Below are 16,996 nucleotides of genomic sequence, written 5' to 3'. Positions count from 1 at the left end.
GTGACCCAGGAGGAGGACAGGTCGAACAGGGCCAGTCCCTCGGGGTTGTGTTCGGGCCCCAGGTGGGTGCGGGCGAGCTGCTTTTCGATGCGGGGTTGCTGTTCCAGGAGCCAGTCCATCGCTGCGTAGAGGTCATCGGAGGAGACCGGCCCGAGGTCGGTGCCCAGGGTGGTGTCGGCGAACCAGTTCAGGGTGGCGAGCTTGGAGGTTGGGTTGCAGATACGCGCGGCGAGCAGGGCCATGATCAGGTCGCGGTTCCGGCAGGCGGGGCCGAGCAGGGATTCGAAGCCTAATCCGTGGGCCATGGTGTTGATCGCGTCGAGGTGTCCGTGGGGCAGCGAACGCAGGATCTGCATCCGGGCGGCCGCGTCCACCATGGTCTTGCCCTTCAAGGACGCCTGAAGGTCCTCGATGGCGTGTTGGGGCAGGTAGGAAATGTTGCCCAGGGTCTCGTGCTTGACCTTGCCGTCTTGGCGGTAGGTGCGGCGGATCAGGGCGGATTGGTATTCGACCTCGACGCCGGCCTTGTTCACCCGACGGGACTTGTTGATGGCTACGTGCATGGCCTTGGTTCCCGGTTCCATGGCAACAAATTACACCCGTTTGATTGAAAGTGGAAGACTTTTCACGAATATTTTAGTGGCTACGGTTTTCGGCCTGAAACATGGAAATGCCCCGGAACCTTGCGGTTCCGGGGCAAATCCCGAACGTAACTTCAGGCTAATCGCAAACCATGTCTGGCGCTGCCGCTGGCGCGTGCCGACGTGCAACCACGCCGACAACGCCGGCATTCCACGACTTCTCGACGCATCGACTGGCGGCTGGCTGCCAATAGAATGGCCTTTCGCCTGATCAGCGAGGCATCGGGAAAAATTTTGGCCCAGTGAGTTGTTGGAGTGCACATTCCTGATAGGCTTATGGGGTCGCGATCTGATTGCGACCGGTGACTATGTCACCACGCGCTCCACGGCGGAGACCCCAAGCCCCGCCCTGAGCGTGATACCGCAGCAATGCGTTCCCCCAAGTTGCATTGCTGCACAGACGGGCCCCTCCCTTCCGCTATCCCCCAAGTTGCGGAACCTGAGGGGCCCGTCGCTTTTTTCTGGCAAGCCGTATCCGGGCACCGCCCTGGTGCTGTTGCAAGGAACACCCTGCACTCGATTTGGAGCCGGCGGCGTTCCGCTGTTAGGCTTGGAACTACCGAAGACCGTCGGTCGAGGATTGCTGTTTATGCGGTAAGACTCCGAAAGTCCCACAAAGGACGACCTGCGCAGGTGAACGAAGTGAATTTTCCGCAATACTGTTGCGTTCTTTCCGCCCCGTGCATCTGCATGGGGCGTTTTTTATGTCAGTACTCCTGACCGGGCCAGATTGACAGGTTTCAGATCTATACCCCGGAAGGAGTGTTATGGCAACGCCGACTAAGGTTTCCGCAGTTGAGGAAATCACCGCCGACTTCAAGGAGTCGACCGCCGCTGTCCTGACCGAATACCGTGGGCTTACTGTTGCGCAGCTCAAGCAGCTTCGCCGCTCACTTGGTCAGGAGACCAAGTACGCGGTTGTGAAGAACACCTTGACTGGTATCGCAGCAAAGGAAGCCGGCATCGAAGCATTCGAAGGCCAGCTTGCTGGCCCGACTGCCATCGCCTTTATCAAGGGCGACGCAATCGCTGCCGCTAAGAGCCTCACGGATTTCGCCAAGGACAACAAGCAGCTCATCATCAAGACCGGTTTCTTCGAGGGCAAGGCCCTTGACGCAGCCGGAGTTGCCGCACTGGCAGCCCTTGAATCGCGTGAGTTCCAGCTGGCACGTGTTGCCGGTGTGCTGCAGGCTCCGGCTTCCGCCGCAGTCCGCACCATCGAAGCACTGCGTGCAAAGCTCGAAGAAGCAAACGGTGGCGCTGCTGAAGCACCTGCCGAGGCCGAGGCACCTGCTGCCGAAGCCGCCACCGAAGAAGCCTAAGCTTTCTTCAACCCCTCACTCAAGTAACTTGCGGCACATAAGTGCCGCCGACGGAAAGGCTGCCCACCATGGCTAAGCTGTCCACCGAAGAGCTCTTGGAAGCCTTCAAGGAAATGACCATCATCGAGCTCTCCGAGTTCGTAAAGACCTTCGAGGAGACCTTCGAGGTCTCCGCAGCTGCTGTTGCAGTTGCCGGCCCGGCCGCTGGTGCCGCCGAAGCCGAAGAGCAGACCGAATTCGACGTTATCCTCGAATCGGCCGGCGAAAAGAAGATCGCAGTCATCAAGGAAGTTCGTGCCCTGACTTCGTTGGGTCTGAAGGAAGCCAAGGATATGGTTGACGCCGCTCCGAAGGCCATCCTCGAAGCTGCCACCAAGGAAGCTGCAGAGAAGGCAAAGGAGGCCCTGGAGGCCGCCGGCGCAACGGTTACCGTCAAGTAACTCTTTGCTTCATCACCTCTGGCCCGCAAAACCTCTTGGTTTTGCGGGCCAGAGGTCTTTAACCCCGAACTTCCGGCGAAAAAGCTCATGACTTGCTGTGACATGCATCTCTTGTCGAGCTTTGGGGTACTGCAACTAGCGTTCTTTGATACCGTAGATAACGGATGTATAACGAACTAGGTCAAGCGCAGGGGGGAAGTAGCAATGTCGCACAACGCCACGGCAACCATCACCGCCCCGGCCGCCGCAACCCAAACCAAACCCGCCCATAAAGCTGACGCTGCTCCGAAGAGGGCCCCGCGCCTGGCCCTGCTCGACGGACTTCGACTCGGCGCAGCCGTGCTGGTGGTGCTCTTTCACTACACCGCGTGGCACCACGGTTTCTGGGGAACCGACGAGGCCAGGGACGCCTGGCCGCTGCTCTCCAAGGTCACCGTATACGGCAACATGGGTGTGCAGCTGTTCTTCATCATCAGCGGATTCGTCATCCTGCTCTCCGCCTACGGGAAAGGTGCCGGACGCTTCGTCGGTTCGCGGATCGGCCGGCTGTATCCTGCCTACTGGTTCGCCGTGCTGGCCACCGGAACACTGGTGATTTTCGTGTGGCCGCAGATGGGCGCGGGGCTGGGCATCAGGGAGCTGCTGGCCAACCTCACGATGTTCCACCCGGCCATGGGCCTGAGGCACATTGACGGGGTCTACTGGACCTTGTGGGTCGAAATGCGTTTTTACCTGCTAATTCTTGCGCTGATCATGCTGCGCCTGCTGACCATTCGGACCGTGACAGTCTTGGCCGCGGCCTGGCCCGTGCTTGGATTGGCGCTGCACATCGCGAACCGCGAGGACGCGTCACAGTTCCTCATGAGCGAGTATGCGCCGCTCTTCTGCGGCGGGATCATGCTCTTCCTCATCTACCGCTTTGGACACAGCCCGATGCGCTGGTTCCTGCTGGCGCTCAACGTCATCATTGCCGCGTTCTTCACGGGTGTGAAGGGACCGGCCGAGGCCCTGGAACTGGTCGGCTACGTCATTCCGGCCTGGCACTATTGGCTGATCATTGCCGGGCTTTTTGCCGCGGTGACCTTGCTGTCGCTTACGCCCCTGCGCAACGTGCAATGGAAATTCCTGGCCACCATGGGTGCGCTGACCTATCCGGTCTACCTCTTGCACCAAGTGTGGGGTTGGTGGCTGATCGACCACCTCAACCCGGTGCTGGGTCAATACCTGACGCTGTTCCTGGTCATTGGCATGGTGTTCGGTGCCGCCTACCTGGTCCAGAGGTTCATTGAACGCCCGCTGGCCAAGCCATTGGCCGCCGCGGCCACCAGGTCCCTGAACTACCTGGGCGTCCGGCTCGGGCTCACGAAGAAGTTGGAAACTGCTACTCGGGATCGCTGATGTCGGCCACCGTGGCATCCAGTGCCGTGATCAGGTCCCTGGAATCCACGAATGCCGAGTGCCCATGGGCTCCGGCACCGATGCAGATCCGCCCCGGTTCGACGCCGAAGTCCGCGTAGACCGGCCACGGTGTACTCGAGCCCAGCGGGGTGATGGTGCCGCGCTCATATCCCGTGGCTGCGCAGGCCACGTCGGAGGGCGGCATGGACAACTTGTTCACGCCAAGCAGGGAACGCAGCTTGGGCCAGGAAATGACCCTGTCGCCCGGAATCAGGGCGAAGAAGAACGACCCGTCCTTGTGCTTGACCACCAGCGACTTGATGATCTCGCGCGGCTGGATTCCCAGGAGGCCGGCTGCCTCGGCCAGGCTGCCGGCCGGCGGGCGGGACACGACCTCGACATCGAGTCCACGTGCCGATGCGTCATGCATCATTCGTTCCACACCTGCCGGCAGCTGGTCCGCCATCTTGCCTAGGCCTCTCGGCTCAGCAGCAGGGCATCGCCCTGGCCGCCGCCGCCGCACAGGCTTACGGCGGTCCGGCCGGAGCCGCGACGCTTGAGTTCCAGTGCCGCGGTCAGGGCCAGGCGGGCGCCGGACGCGCCGATCGGGTGGCCGAGCGCAATCGCACCGCCGTGGATGTTGGTCTTTTCCAGCGGGTAGTCCAGGTCCTTCAGCGACTGGCAGGCCACGGCGCCGAAGGCCTCGTTGATCTCAATGAAATCAAGATCCGAGGTCGTCCAGCCTTGGGTCTTCAGCGCGGCGGCAATCGAGTGCGACGGCTGGGAATGCAGCGAGTTGTCGGGGCCGGCGACCTGTCCGGCCGCCCCAATTGTCGCCAGGACCTCCAAGTTGTGCGAGTCGGCGTATGCGCGCGAGGTGACGATGACCGCTGCTGCCCCGTCCGACAGGGGAGAGGAGTTGCCGGCGGTGATGCTGCCGTCCTTGGCGAAGGCCGGGCGCAACCCGGCCAAGGTTTCGAGGGTCGTGTTCGGCCGGATTCCCTCATCGGTGTCGATGACCAAGGCATCGCCCTTGCGCTGCGGGATGCTGACCGGGACGATCTCCTCGGCAAAGACGCCCGATTCGACGGCCGCTGCGGCACGCTGGTGCGAGGCCGCGGCAACCTCGTCCTGCTCGGTCCGTGTCAGGCCCAGCTCGGTGTTCTTGGTTTCGGTGCTCATGCCCATGGAGTTCCCGTCGAAGGCGTCGGTCAGCCCGTCGTTGGCGACCGAGTCGATGGCGGTGATGTTCCCGTAGGTCCAGCCCTTGCGTGAACCCGGCAGCAGGTGCGGGGTCTGCGACATGGATTCCTGGCCGCCGGCGACCACGACGTCCGCGTCCCCGACGCGGATCAGCCGTGCCGCATCGGTGACGGCTGCGAGTCCGGAGAGGCAGACCTTGTTCAGCGTGGTGGCGTTGACGTCCCAGCCGATCCCGGCCGCGATCGAGCTCTGGCGGGCCGGGTTCTGGCCGCAACCAGCCTGGACCACATGTCCCATGATGACTGCCTGCACGTCTGCGGCCGCGACGCCCGAGCGTTCCAGTGCCCCGCGGATGGCGGCGGCGCCGAGGTCAACGGCACTGAGGGTGGAGAGCTGTCCATTGAGGCGGCCGAAGGGGGTGCGCGCTCCGGCAACGATGACTGCGTCTCGTGGTGAGGACATGATGGTGGATCTCGCTTTCGGGGGTTGCGGTGAAACAACTGCTACCTCTAGGTTATCGCGCTATGGTGTGGGCCACAGGACTGCCTTCCGGCCGTGATGTAAATCTCACCGAAATCGGCCCGTGGGTAGCCGGGTTGCACGCAAGCCGATGGACATGGTAAGCCGCATGGTGTAGCGTAGAGATTTGCGTCTTCTCTTTTCATCTCCGGCCTTCATATAGCGGTGGGCCTGCTCAGCGGTGCTGTGTTCAGTGAAACTGTTCACGGGGAGACGACGCCGGAAACCTGACGGTCTGTGGAAGGATCCATCTTGGTCGCCTCGAGCACCTCTAACAACCAAACCGCTAGTTCGGCCCGTAGCGCGGAATATGCTGGCCGACTTTCTTTTGCAAAGATTCACGAACCACTTGACGTCCCGAACCTCTTGGCGCTTCAGACCGAGAGCTTCGACTGGCTCATCGGCAACGAGCGCTGGAAGAACCGTCTGGCATACGCCCAGACCATCGGTGACACCAGTGTAGCCAACGTCTCCGGCCTGGCCGAGATCTTCGAAGAGATCTCCCCGATTGAAGACTTCCAGGAGACCATGTCCCTGAGCTTCTCGGAGCCGGAGTTCGCTGATCCCAAGTACACGATGGCCGAGTGCAAGGACCGCGACGCAACCTACGCGGCTCCGCTGTACGTCAAGGCCGAGTTCATGAACAACAACACGGGCGAAATCAAGCAGCAGACCGTGTTCATGGGCGACTTCCCGCTGATGACCGACAAGGGCACCTTCATCATCAACGGCACCGAGCGTGTCGTGGTGTCCCAGCTCGTGCGTTCCCCGGGCGCCTACTTCGAGCGCACCCCGGACAAGACCAGCGACAAGGACATCTTCACCGCGAAGATCATCCCGTCGCGTGGTGCCTGGTTCGAACTCGAAATCGACAAGCGCGACCAGGTCGGCGTCCGCCTTGACCGCAAGCGCAAGCAGTCGGTCACCGTCCTGCTCAAGGCCCTCGGCTGGACCGAAGGCCGCATCCTGGAGGAGTTCGGACAGTACGACTCGATCCGCGCCACCCTGGAGAAGGACACCACCGATACCCAGGAAGAAGCACTCCTGGATATCTACCGCAAGCTGCGCCCGGGCGAGCCGCCGACGGTCGATGCCGCACAGGCGTTGCTGAAGAACCTCTACTTCGAGGCGAAGCGCTACGACCTGGCCAAGGTTGGCCGTTACAAGATCAACCGCAAGCTCGGCGTCGACACCCCGCTGAACTCCCCGGACGCCTCGGTGCTGAACATCGACGACATCGTCGCGATGATCAAGTTCCTGGTTGCCCTGCACGCAGGCGAGAAGACCACCCCGGGCATCCGCGATGGCAAGCCTGTTGACCTGACCGTCAGCATCGATGACATCGACCACTTCGGCAACCGTCGCATCCGCGCCGTGGGCGAATTGATCGAGAACCAGGTCCGCACGGGTCTTTCCCGCATGGAGCGCGTGGTTCGCGAACGCATGACCACGCAGGACGTCGAGGCGATCACCCCGCAGACGCTGATCAACATCCGTCCGGTTGTTGCAGCGATCAAGGAATTCTTCGGAACCTCCCAGCTCTCGCAGTTCATGGACCAGAACAACCCGCTGGCCGGTCTGACGCACAAGCGTCGTCTTTCCGCGCTGGGCCCGGGCGGTCTGTCCCGTGACCGTGCAGGCATGGAAGTCCGAGACGTCCACCCGTCCCACTACGGACGCATGTGCCCGATCGAAACCCCTGAAGGCCCGAACATCGGCCTGATCGGTTCGTTGGCGACCTACGGCCGCATCAACGCCTTCGGATTCATCGAAACCCCGTACCGCCAGGTCGTCAACGGCCAGGTCACCGGCCAGATCGATTACCTGACTGCGGACGACGAGCTGGACCACTTCATCGCACAGGCCAACGCGCCGCTGAGCGAGGACGGCCACTTCATCGAAGACGGCGTCCTGGTCCGTGAAAAGGGCGGTGGCGGCGAGCCCGTCATCGTCGAGCCGTCCGAGATCGCGTACATGGACGTTTCCCCGCGCCAGATGGTGTCGGTGGCAACCGCCCTGATTCCGTTCCTCGAGCACGACGATGCCAACCGCGCCCTCATGGGTGCGAACATGCAGCGCCAGGCCGTGCCGCTGCTGGCATCCGAGTCCCCGCTCGTGGGCACCGGCATGGAGAAGTTCGCAGCAGTGGATGCCGGCGACTCCGTCGTCGCCTCCACCGGCGGCGTGGTCTCCGAGGTGTCGGCCGACCTGGTCACCGTCATGAACGACGACGGCACCGAGGCCTCCTACCCGATCATGAAGTTTGCACGCTCCAACCAGGGCAACGCATACAACCAGCGCGTGATGGTGTCCGAAGGCGACCGGGTTGACTACAACTCGATCATCGCCGACGGCCCGTCCACCGACAAGGGCGAGCTCGCCCTGGGCAAGAACCTCCTCGTGGCGTTCATGTCCTGGGAAGGCCACAACTTCGAGGATGCGATCATCCTGTCGCAGCGCATGGTCTCCGACGACGTGCTCACCTCGATCCACATCGAAGAGCACGAAGTCGATGCCCGCGACACCAAGCTCGGTGCCGAGGAGATCACCCGGGACATCCCGAACGTCTCCGAGGAAATCCTGGCGCAGCTCGACGAGCGCGGCATCATCCACATCGGTGCCGAGGTCGAAGCCGGCGACATCCTCGTTGGCCGTGTCACGCCCAAGGGCGAGACCGAGCTGACCCCGGAAGAGCGCCTGCTGCGCGCCATCTTCGGCGAGAAGTCCCGCGAAGTGCGCGACACCTCCCTGAAGGTCCCGCACGGCGAGTCCGGCGTGGTCATCGGTGTTCGCATCTTTGATCGCGACAACGACGACGACCTGCCCCCGGGCGTCAACCAGCTGGTTCGCGTCTACGTGGCACAGAAGCGCAAGATCACCAACGGTGACAAGCTTGCCGGCCGCCACGGCAACAAGGGCGTCATCTCCAAGATCCTGCCGATCGAGGACATGCCGTTCCTGGAAGACGGAACCCCCGTCGACATCGTCCTGAACCCGTTGGGTGTTCCGGGCCGCATGAACGTCGGACAGGTCCTGGAAATCCACCTGGGCTGGGCCGCCAAGCAGGGCTGGAAGATCGAGGGCGAGCCGGAGTGGATCAAGGATCTGCCGAGCCTGCCGCGCGAGACCGGTTCGACCACGGTTTCGACCCCGGTCTTCGACGGCGCTTCCGAGGACGAGATCCGCGGACTGCTGGACCACACCGCAGTGACCCGCGACGGCGTGCGCCTGATCGGCAACTCCGGCAAGACCCGTCTGTTCGACGGCCGCTCCGGCGAGCCGTTCCCGGATCCGGTCTCCGTGGGCTACATGTACATCCTGAAGCTCCACCACCTGGTGGACGACAAGATCCACGCCCGCTCCACCGGCCCGTACTCCATGATCACGCAGCAGCCGCTGGGTGGTAAGGCCCAGTTCGGTGGCCAGCGCTTTGGTGAGATGGAAGTGTGGGCCCTGGAGGCCTACGGTGCCGCATACACACTGCAGGAACTGCTCACGATCAAGTCCGATGACATCCACGGTCGCGTGAAGGTCTACGAGGCGATCGTCAAGGGCGAGAACATCCCGGAACCCGGCGTTCCGGAATCGTTCAAGGTCCTGATCAAGGAAATGCAGTCGCTGTGCCTGAACGTCGAGGTCCTCGGAACCGACGGACAGACCATCGAAATGCGAGACTCGGATGAAGAAGTCTTCCGGGCCGCGGAAGAACTCGGCATCGACCTTTCCCGGTCGGAACCGAACTCCGTCGAAGAGGTCTAGTTCCCCGCAGTGGGTTTTCGTGCCAGGGGGAGCGGTGCACCGGCAACGCCGGTTCGCCCGCCCCCGGCACGAAACCACGGCCACGGAACTGGATCACTTCCAGACCCAACGGTGGGCGCCGATCCGCAAGGACCGGCGAACACCCCACCACATTAGACTTCAGAGAACTTAGAAGAGAGATAAGGACCATATGTCCAGCGAATCCTCATTCGGCCTCATGCGCATCGGCCTGGCAACTGCGGAAGAGATCCGCGGGTGGAGCTACGGCGAGGTAAAGAAGCCCGAAACCATCAACTACCGCACCCTCAAGCCGGAAAAGGACGGTCTTTTCTGCGAAAAGATCTTCGGTCCCACCCGTGACTGGGAGTGCAACTGCGGCAAGTACAAGCGCGTGCGTTTCAAGGGCATCATTTGCGAACGCTGTGGTGTTGAAGTCACCCGCGCCAAGGTCCGCCGCGAACGCATGGGCCACATCGAGCTCGCCGCTCCGGTGACCCACATCTGGTACTTCAAGGGCGTTCCCTCGCGCTTGGGCTACCTGCTTGACCTTGCCCCGAAGGATCTTGAGAAGATCATCTACTTCGCGGCCTACATGGTCACCGCCGTTGATGAAGAGCGCCGCCACGCCGAGCTGCCGAACCTCCAGGCCCAGCATGACCTGGAACGCAAGCAGCTGGTTGACACCCGCGACTCCGACATCGCCTCCATCGCCCGCGAACTCGAGGACCAGCTTGCTGCCCTCGAAGCCGACGGCGCCAAGGCAGCGGAAAAGAAGAAGACCCGCGACCTCGCGGACAAGACGATGGCCCAGGTGCGCAAGCGCGCCGACGCCGACATCGAGCGTCTTGACCAGGTCTGGGACCGTTTCAAGAACCTGAAGGTTGCAGACCTCGAGGGTGACGAAGGCCTGTTCCGTTCGCTGCGCGAACGCTACGGACTGTACTTCGAGGGCTCCATGGGTGCCGAAGCCATCAAGAAGCGCCTCGAGTCCTTCGACATGGAAGCGGAAGCCGAGATCCTTCGGGAAATCATCGAGACCGGCAAGGGCCAGCGCAAGACCCGTGCCCTGAAGCGCCTCAAGGTCGTCAACGCGTTCCTGACCACCACCAACTCCCCGTTGGGCATGGTCCTGGACGCCGTTCCGGTGATCCCGCCGGAGCTTCGCCCGATGGTGCAGCTGGACGGCGGCCGCTTTGCGACCTCCGACCTCAACGACCTGTACCGCCGCGTGATCAACCGCAACAACCGCCTCAAGCGCTTGTTGGACCTGGGCGCGCCGGAAATCATCGTGAACAACGAAAAGCGCATGCTGCAGGAAGCTGTGGACTCGCTCTTCGACAACGGCCGTCGTGGCCGTCCGGTGACCGGTCCGGGCAACCGTCCGCTGAAGTCCCTGAGCGACATGCTCAAGGGCAAGCAGGGACGATTCCGCCAGAACCTCCTCGGCAAGCGCGTCGACTACTCGGGCCGTTCGGTCATCGTGGTCGGCCCGCAGCTGAAGCTGCACCAGTGTGGCCTGCCCAAGCAGATGGCCCTGGAGCTCTTCAAGCCGTTCGTGATGAAGCGGCTGGTTGACCTCAACCACGCACAGAACATCAAGAGCGCCAAGCGCATGGTCGAGCGTTACCGTCCGCAGGTCTGGGACGTTCTCGAAGAGATCATCACCGAGCACCCGGTGTTGCTGAACCGTGCACCCACCCTGCACCGTTTGGGCATCCAGGCGTTCGAGCCCCAGCTGGTTGAAGGCAAGGCCCTTCAGCTCCACCCGCTCGTTTGTGCCGCCTTCAACGCCGACTTCGACGGTGACCAGATGGCAGTGCACCTGCCGCTGAGCCCCGAGGCCCAGGCCGAGGCACGCATCTTGATGCTGTCCTCGAACAACATCCTGAAGCCGTCCGATGGCCGCCCGGTTGCACTTCCTTCGCAGGATATGATCATCGGTCTGCACCACTTGACCACCAAGCGGTTGGACGAGAAGGGCGCCGGTCGTGCGTTCTCCTCGGCCGCCGAGGCGATCATGGCGATGGACCGCGGCGAGCTGCACCTGAACGCACCGGTCAAGATCCGCGTGTCGGGCTTCGTCCCGTCCGCTGACCAGCCGGCTCCGGAAGGTTGGGTCGAGGGCGCCGAGGCGCTCATCGAGACCTCCCTCGGACAGGTCCTGTTCAACGAGACGCTGCCTGCGGATTACCCGTGGGTTGAGCGTGTCGCCGGCAAGGATGCCCTCTCGGACATCGTCAACGACCTGGCCGAGCGCTACCCGAAGGTTGTTACCGCGGCAACGCTGGACAACCTCAAGGATGCAGGCTTCAAGTGGGCCACCCGCTCGGGCATCACCGTTGCCATCTCCGACATCACCTCGAACATGGACAAGGCCACCATCCTTGCCCCGTACGAGGAGAAGGCGCGTCGCGTCCAGTCGCAGTACGACAAGGGCCTGATTGCCGACTCGGAGCGCCGCCAGGACCTGATCGACATCTGGACCAAGGCGACCGACGAGGTTGCCGCGGCCATGCAGGCCGGCATGGAAGAGCTGAACACCATCAACCGCATGGTGACCTCCAAGGCTCGTGGTAACTGGCTGCAGTTGCGCCAGATTGCCGGTATCCGTGGCCTGGTGTCCAACCCAAAGGGCGAGATCATCCCGCGTCCGATCAAGTCTTCATACCGTGAAGGCCTGTCGGTCCTTGAGTACTTCATCGCGACCCACGGCGCCCGTAAGGGCCTGGCGGATACCGCGCTGAAGACCGCCAACTCGGGTTACCTGACCCGTCGTTTGGTGGACGTCTCGCAGGATGTCATCGTGCGCGAGCAGGACTGTGGCACCAGCCGCGGCCTGACCGTGCCGATCGCCTACACGGACGAGATCGGCACCGTGCGCATGCACGAAACCGTCGAGAACTCGGCCTACACCCGTACGTTGGCCACCGATGTGACCGACGCAGAGGGCAAGGTGCTGGCCGCGGGCGGCTCGGACGTGGGCGACGTGCTCATCGACGAGCTGTTCAACGCCGGTGTCACCGAGATCAAGGTCCGCTCCGTGCTGACCTGTGAATCGGCCGTCGGAACGTGTGCACTGTGCTACGGACGTTCGCTGGCCAGCGGCAAGACCGTTGACATCGGTGAGGCAGTGGGCATTATTGCCGCGCAGTCCATCGGTGAGCCCGGTACCCAGCTGACCATGCGTACCTTCCACACCGGTGGCGCTGCCTCCGCGGAAGATATCACCCAGGGTCTGCCGCGTATCCAGGAGCTCTTCGAGGCACGTACCCCCAAGGGTGTTGCCCCGATCTCCGAGGTTGCCGGTCGCGTGACCATCGAGGATTCCGAGAAGCAGCTGCGCATCGTGATCACCCCGGACAACGGCGACGAAGAAATCGCCTACCCGGTGCTGCGTCGTGCACGTCTGTTGGTTATCGAGGGCGAGTCCGTCACCGTTGGCCAGCAGCTTGTTGCCGGTGCGATCGATCCGAAGCAGGTCCTGCGAGTTCTTGGCCCGCGTGAGGCACAGAAGTTCCTCGTCCGCGAAGTCCAGGAGGTCTACCAGTCCCAGGGCGTGGGCATCCACGACAAGCACGTGGAAGTCATCGTTCGCCAGATGCTTCGCCGCATCACCGTCATCGAGTCGGGCGAAACCGACTTGCTGCCGGGCGAGCTCGCGGACAAGGCACGCTTCCAGTCGGAGAACCGCAAGGCCGTCTCCGAGGGCAAGCGTCCCGCATCCGGTCGTGACGAGCTGATGGGTATCACCAAGGCTTCCTTGGCTACCGATTCCTGGCTCTCGGCCGCGTCCTTCCAGGAGACCACGCGTGTCCTGACCCAGGCCGCGATGGAAGGCAAGTCCGATCCATTGCTCGGCCTGAAGGAAAACGTCATCATCGGTAAGCTGATTCCGGCCGGTACCGGCCTGGATCGCTACACCCAGGTGAATGTGGAACCGACCGAGGCAGCGAAGGCTTCGCTGTTCACCGGGCAGTCCGCATTCTCCACCGGCATGGACTACGAAGGCCTGGAGCCGGGCCTGAGCCCGGAGTTCCATGCCATCGCCATGGATGACTACGATCTCGGCAACGATTTCCGCTAAGGCGTAGTTCTTCTCCCCGGTCTCGCCGGGGGGAAGAACACGTAACGAGGCCGGCCCGTGCCGCACTTCCCGCTCCTTGAAAGAGGAGGCGGGGGAGTGCGGTGCGGGCCGGCCTTTTTGCACCCGAAAACGCACTGCGGGGGATGAGACGAGCAGGAGGGCCCCGTCGGGCCGAACCGGGCACGGGGGAAGCCCGCATCGCCGTGCGTGGGCCGGCGCAGGAACGGTTGACGATCTGGCATGGGTGCTTTTGCATATGGAAACAAGGCGCGGCGGCGGACCGGGGCGCATGCCCGGGCGGTCCTGTGGCCGCGTGGCGGTGCGGGATTCGCCGGGGAGGGCTGCTCGAAGGAGTCCGTCGAAGGCAATTGCATCCAGGGGATTTGTATCCCGGTTTGTAGGTGGCCACTGGGGGATTAAGCACCTGGTGCCGCATTGTTCGACCGAACCGCAGGACCTTGAAGCGGTGAGTCCCGGCTGGCGCAGGTTTGCCTAGGCGGCGGCCTCGGCCTCGGGGTGGAATATCCAGTTTCGTCGGAGCCGCTGCTCCGGATCGCGCGCGGTGGACTGCAGGACGTACGGGATCGAATCAACCACCACGATCTTGAAGTGGCCGGCATGGAACGAAGCGTGGCAAATCGGGCATAACAGTGCACCGTTCGCCAGGTTCGTTTCACCACCGAGGTACCACGGCTTGATGTGGTTTGCCTCGCAGCGGTGGGAGGCCATCGTGCAGCCGGGGTTGATGCAGCCCTTGTCCCGGATCATCATGGCCCGTCGTTGGGCCCTGTTGAACAGACGTTGCGTGCGTCCCAAGTCCAGCGGCTGCGATCGGGTGCCGAGCACGGCCGGGAGGATGTTTGCGGAGCACGCAAGCCGGCGGGCGTATCCGGGCGAAACCAACTGGTTGTGGGCGGTGATGCCCGGATCGTTGAGCTTTCCAACCAAGGCGTCCCACGAAATGGTGACGATCATTTCAACCTGGGGCTTCATGGGCATCGTTGGCGCGCCGGGACTCTCCCCGTCCGCCGCATATCGCATGGAATCGAACACGAACTGGTACAGGGCACGCGCCTTGGCTCGGGCCCTGGCTTCCGCAGTGCTCTCGCCCGGCAGCAATTCAAGTCCGGGCGCGCCTTCCGTTGCGGGGATTCCCCGGCCAAGGTCTGTGAACCCGGCGCGCGGCCGCTGCTCGTCGGGGGTCTGCGGATCGATTGCCCATGCCGGGATGGGCGGGGCTTCTGGGGAGCTTCCGGGCTCGGAGAGCCCCGGTAGCGGCTCTTGGCCTTCCGACCCGGAACTTGACCCGGAGCCGGCATCGGAGCCGGACTTTTTCCCGGGGTCCGGGGCGGGGCTCGGGGTGTTCCCGAACGCGGACCGCGGATTGGCCAGCTGGTCGGACAGGTGCAGGAGCGTTTCATGCCCCTGGACATCGGTGCACAACTCCCAAACGTATCCGCGGGCCTGCTTGCCCTTGAAGTCGAGGCTGAGGTGCTCCAGCATCCGGGCCTCGCCGCGCTCCAGCGCCTGGGCATCGAGCCGCGCGGAGATGCGCTTGAATAGCTGGGTTGTCCCGGCGGGGTTCCGCGAGACCAGCGACTCGGCGACTTGCCGTTCGATGAGCTCGGCGGCCGCGCCGGGATCCGGCTGGGCATCGATGCCCGGCTGCAGGGCCAGCAGCCGGCGCGCCGCCATCGCCACTTGTTGCGGGTCGGCGGTCCCGTCGTCGAGCACCCTGGACAGGACGGCGAAGCGCGGTGGAACGACCGATCCGTTGAATCCCGTCCGTGCCAGCAGCAGGTCGCGGGTGGCCAGGCGCTCCCTGGACTGGGAGAAGGACAGGTGCAGCTGCTCCTTGAGCATCTCGGTTGCGTCCTTGAAAAGCATCTTGGTGCCTGGGCTGTTGCACTGGTCGGCGGGAAGCGAGATGGTGCCTTCGATGAAGTCGGCGAGGTTGCCGTGCACTTGGTGCAGCAGGGCAAGCGGTTCTTCCTTCAAGGTGTGTGCATCGGATTCCTCAATCTTGCCTGCGGCAACGATCTGGGCGCGGCCGATGGTTCGCCCGAGGTCCTCGATGAGGAGTGCCAGCGTCGCGGCGCGTACCGGCGACGTGGTGACAGAGCCGGCAATCTCGTCCACGAGCGTTTTGAGCAGCGGATTGAGCAGGGCCAGCAGGCGCAGCTGATCGTCCACGGGGGATTCGGATGCCGAGGTATCCGTTCCTTCCGTGGACGACGCCATGAATTGCTGAAGTCCAGCCAATCCGGCGTTGGCGAGCATTGCCATCGTTGCCATGGCTACACGATGGCACCTCGGCGGGGTCGGTGGCGGGGGAGAAGGCCAATATGTGGATAACCTTGCACGAACGGGCAATGGCCCGCGGGTGGGCATCGGGTGAAACTTCCGGGGCGGGGTTCGGTGCGAGCGGTTTCTGCGGGAGGAAATTAAGTGACCTGCCTTTCATCCGGCGGGCTCCAAGAGCCCCGCGTCAATTGCGCCGCCATGCGCGTGCTAAGCTTGAGCTAATTGTTTTTCATGTGTGGCAAATGGACACGGTCCGGGTTGCGGGTAGGTTGCGCAACAGATGCCACACTTTCGCACGCCTAGGGTCAAATCCGAAATCGCTGTGATGAAACGACTATAAACGCAGCGTCTCCAAGCAGTTTGATTGTGGGTGGCGCCGCAGAACAAAGAAACCGGAGGACACGAAAGTGCCTACTATTCAGCAGCTGATCCGCAAGGGTCGCTCGCCGAAGGTCACTAAGACCAAGGCCCCAGCCCTTAAGGGCAACCCGATGCGTCGTGGCGTATGCACCCGTGTGTACACCACCACCCCGAAGAAGCCGAACTCCGCACTTCGTAAGGTCGCACGTGTGCGTCTTGCCGGTGGCGTCGAAGTTACCGCTTACATTCCGGGTGTCGGCCACAACCTGCAGGAACACTCCATCGTGCTGGTGCGCGGCGGACGTGTGAAGGACCTCCCGGGTGTGCGCTACAAGATCGTACGTGGCGCTCTCGATACCCAGGGTGTCAAGAACCGTAAGCAGGCTCGTTCCCGCTACGGCGCCAAGAAGGAAGGTAAGTAATGCCTCGTAAGGGCCCCGCGCCACAGCGCCCCCTCGTCTCGGATCCGGTATACGGTTCCCCGCTTGTTACCCAGCTGATCAATAAGGTTTTGGTCGATGGTAAGAAGTCCACCGCAGAGCGTATCGTTTACGGTGCACTCGAAGGTGCCTTGGCCAAGAACGGTACCGACCCGGTCGTGACCCTGAAGAAGGCCATGGATAACATCCGCCCGGCCCTCGAGGTTCGCTCCCGCCGTGTTGGTGGCGCAACCTACCAGGTTCCCGTTGAGGTCAAGCCCGGACGCTCCACCGCGCTGGCTCTTCGCTGGCTCGTTGGCTACTCCAAGGCTCGCCGCGAGAAGACGATGATCGAACGTCTCATGAACGAGATCCTCGACGCATCGAATGGTCTTGGTGCCGCTGTCAAGCGTCGCGAAGACACTCACAAGATGGCAGAGTCCAACAAGGCCTTCGCCCACTACCGCTGGTAAAAAGCGTTTTGTCCGGTTGGCGGGATTGGTCATAGACCGGTTCCGCCAACGTCGCGGGCATAACCAACAAAGGG

The 16,996-nt window shown here is 63.0% G+C and carries 10 protein-coding genes and 1 pseudogene; 7 read left to right on the top strand and 4 right to left on the bottom strand.

Annotation, left to right across the window (positions count from 1 at the left end; genetic code table 11):
• A pseudogene (locus tag J2T21_RS12935) lies at positions 1-584 on the bottom strand (IS1634 family transposase); the annotation flags it as partial.
• Between the two features lie 824 nt (positions 585-1,408).
• Here J2T21_RS12935 and rplJ point away from each other — a divergent pair.
• The 3 genes from rplJ (at position 1,409) to J2T21_RS12920 (ending at position 3,801) form a co-directional block, all read left to right on the top strand.
• Positions 1,409-1,963 carry a 50S ribosomal protein L10 gene (gene rplJ / locus J2T21_RS12930; protein WP_007271013.1) on the top strand — a complete coding sequence of 185 codons (555 nt, stop codon included), beginning with the start codon at positions 1,409-1,411 and terminating at the stop codon, positions 1,961-1,963.
• Positions 1,964-2,031: 68 nt separating this feature from the next.
• Positions 2,032-2,403 carry a 50S ribosomal protein L7/L12 gene (rplL, locus tag J2T21_RS12925; protein ID WP_071212923.1) on the top strand — a complete coding sequence of 124 codons (372 nt, stop codon included), beginning with the start codon at positions 2,032-2,034 and terminating at the stop codon, positions 2,401-2,403.
• A gap of 204 nt (positions 2,404-2,607) precedes the next feature.
• Positions 2,608-3,801 carry an acyltransferase family protein gene (locus tag J2T21_RS12920; RefSeq protein ID WP_307581734.1) on the top strand — a complete coding sequence of 398 codons (1,194 nt, stop codon included), beginning with the start codon at positions 2,608-2,610 and terminating at the stop codon, positions 3,799-3,801.
• On the opposite strand, the gene J2T21_RS12915 is transcribed toward J2T21_RS12920, so the two are convergent.
• Entirely contained in the window at positions 3,785-4,267 is a 483-nt protein-coding gene (locus tag J2T21_RS12915; protein ID WP_307581733.1) for an aminoacyl-tRNA deacylase, read from the bottom strand. The genes J2T21_RS12920 and J2T21_RS12915 overlap by 17 nt on opposite strands.
• A gap of 5 nt (positions 4,268-4,272) precedes the next feature.
• Positions 4,273-5,466: an acetyl-CoA C-acetyltransferase gene (locus J2T21_RS12910; RefSeq protein ID WP_307581732.1), complete on the bottom strand. Its 1,194-nt coding sequence runs from the start codon at positions 5,464-5,466 to the stop codon at positions 4,273-4,275.
• Positions 5,467-5,775: 309 nt separating this feature from the next.
• Here J2T21_RS12910 and rpoB point away from each other — a divergent pair, with 309 nt between their 5' ends.
• Positions 5,776-9,282 (top strand): DNA-directed RNA polymerase subunit beta, encoded by a 3,507-nt coding sequence (rpoB, locus tag J2T21_RS12905; protein WP_307581731.1) that lies wholly within the window; start codon positions 5,776-5,778, stop codon positions 9,280-9,282.
• A gap of 190 nt (positions 9,283-9,472) precedes the next feature.
• Positions 9,473-13,366 (top strand): DNA-directed RNA polymerase subunit beta', encoded by a 3,894-nt coding sequence (locus tag J2T21_RS12900; protein WP_307581730.1) that lies wholly within the window; start codon positions 9,473-9,475, stop codon positions 13,364-13,366.
• 492 nt (positions 13,367-13,858) lie between these two features.
• Here J2T21_RS12900 and J2T21_RS12895 read toward each other — a convergent pair whose 3' ends face one another.
• Complete coding sequence (locus J2T21_RS12895) at positions 13,859-15,661, bottom strand: HNH endonuclease signature motif containing protein (RefSeq protein WP_307581729.1); 1,803 nt, start codon at positions 15,659-15,661, stop codon at positions 13,859-13,861.
• A gap of 416 nt (positions 15,662-16,077) precedes the next feature.
• Here J2T21_RS12895 and rpsL point away from each other — a divergent pair, with 416 nt between their 5' ends.
• Both rpsL and rpsG read left to right on the top strand, forming a co-directional pair.
• Positions 16,078-16,452, top strand: coding sequence for a 30S ribosomal protein S12 (gene rpsL / locus J2T21_RS12890; RefSeq protein WP_007271021.1), 375 nt, complete (start codon positions 16,078-16,080; stop codon positions 16,450-16,452).
• Positions 16,452-16,922, top strand: coding sequence for a 30S ribosomal protein S7 (gene rpsG, locus J2T21_RS12885; RefSeq protein WP_071212929.1), 471 nt, complete (start codon positions 16,452-16,454; stop codon positions 16,920-16,922). The genes rpsL and rpsG overlap by 1 nt, the downstream gene beginning before the upstream one ends.
• Positions 16,923-16,996: the final 74 nt, after the last annotated feature.

Origin of the sequence: Paeniglutamicibacter psychrophenolicus (assembly GCF_030812255.1) — a bacterium.
Taxonomy (GTDB): Bacteria; Actinomycetota; Actinomycetes; order Actinomycetales; family Micrococcaceae; genus Paeniglutamicibacter; species Paeniglutamicibacter psychrophenolicus_A.
This window is presented reverse-complemented; position numbering and strand designations above follow the sequence as displayed.

Coding starts and splice junctions, on each gene's coding strand:
- rplJ (WP_007271013.1), top strand. CDS start 1,409: ATGGCAACGCCGACTAAGGTTTCCGCAGTTGAGGAAATCACCGCCGAC.
- rplL (WP_071212923.1), top strand. CDS start 2,032: ATGGCTAAGCTGTCCACCGAAGAGCTCTTGGAAGCCTTCAAGGAAATG.
- J2T21_RS12895 (WP_307581729.1), bottom strand. CDS start 15,661: ATGGCAACGATGGCAATGCTCGCCAACGCCGGATTGGCTGGACTTCAG.
- J2T21_RS12920 (WP_307581734.1), top strand. CDS start 2,608: ATGTCGCACAACGCCACGGCAACCATCACCGCCCCGGCCGCCGCAACC.
- J2T21_RS12900 (WP_307581730.1), top strand. CDS start 9,473: ATGTCCAGCGAATCCTCATTCGGCCTCATGCGCATCGGCCTGGCAACT.
- J2T21_RS12910 (WP_307581732.1), bottom strand. CDS start 5,466: ATGTCCTCACCACGAGACGCAGTCATCGTTGCCGGAGCGCGCACCCCC.
- rpsG (WP_071212929.1), top strand. CDS start 16,452: ATGCCTCGTAAGGGCCCCGCGCCACAGCGCCCCCTCGTCTCGGATCCG.
- J2T21_RS12915 (WP_307581733.1), bottom strand. CDS start 4,267: ATGGCGGACCAGCTGCCGGCAGGTGTGGAACGAATGATGCATGACGCA.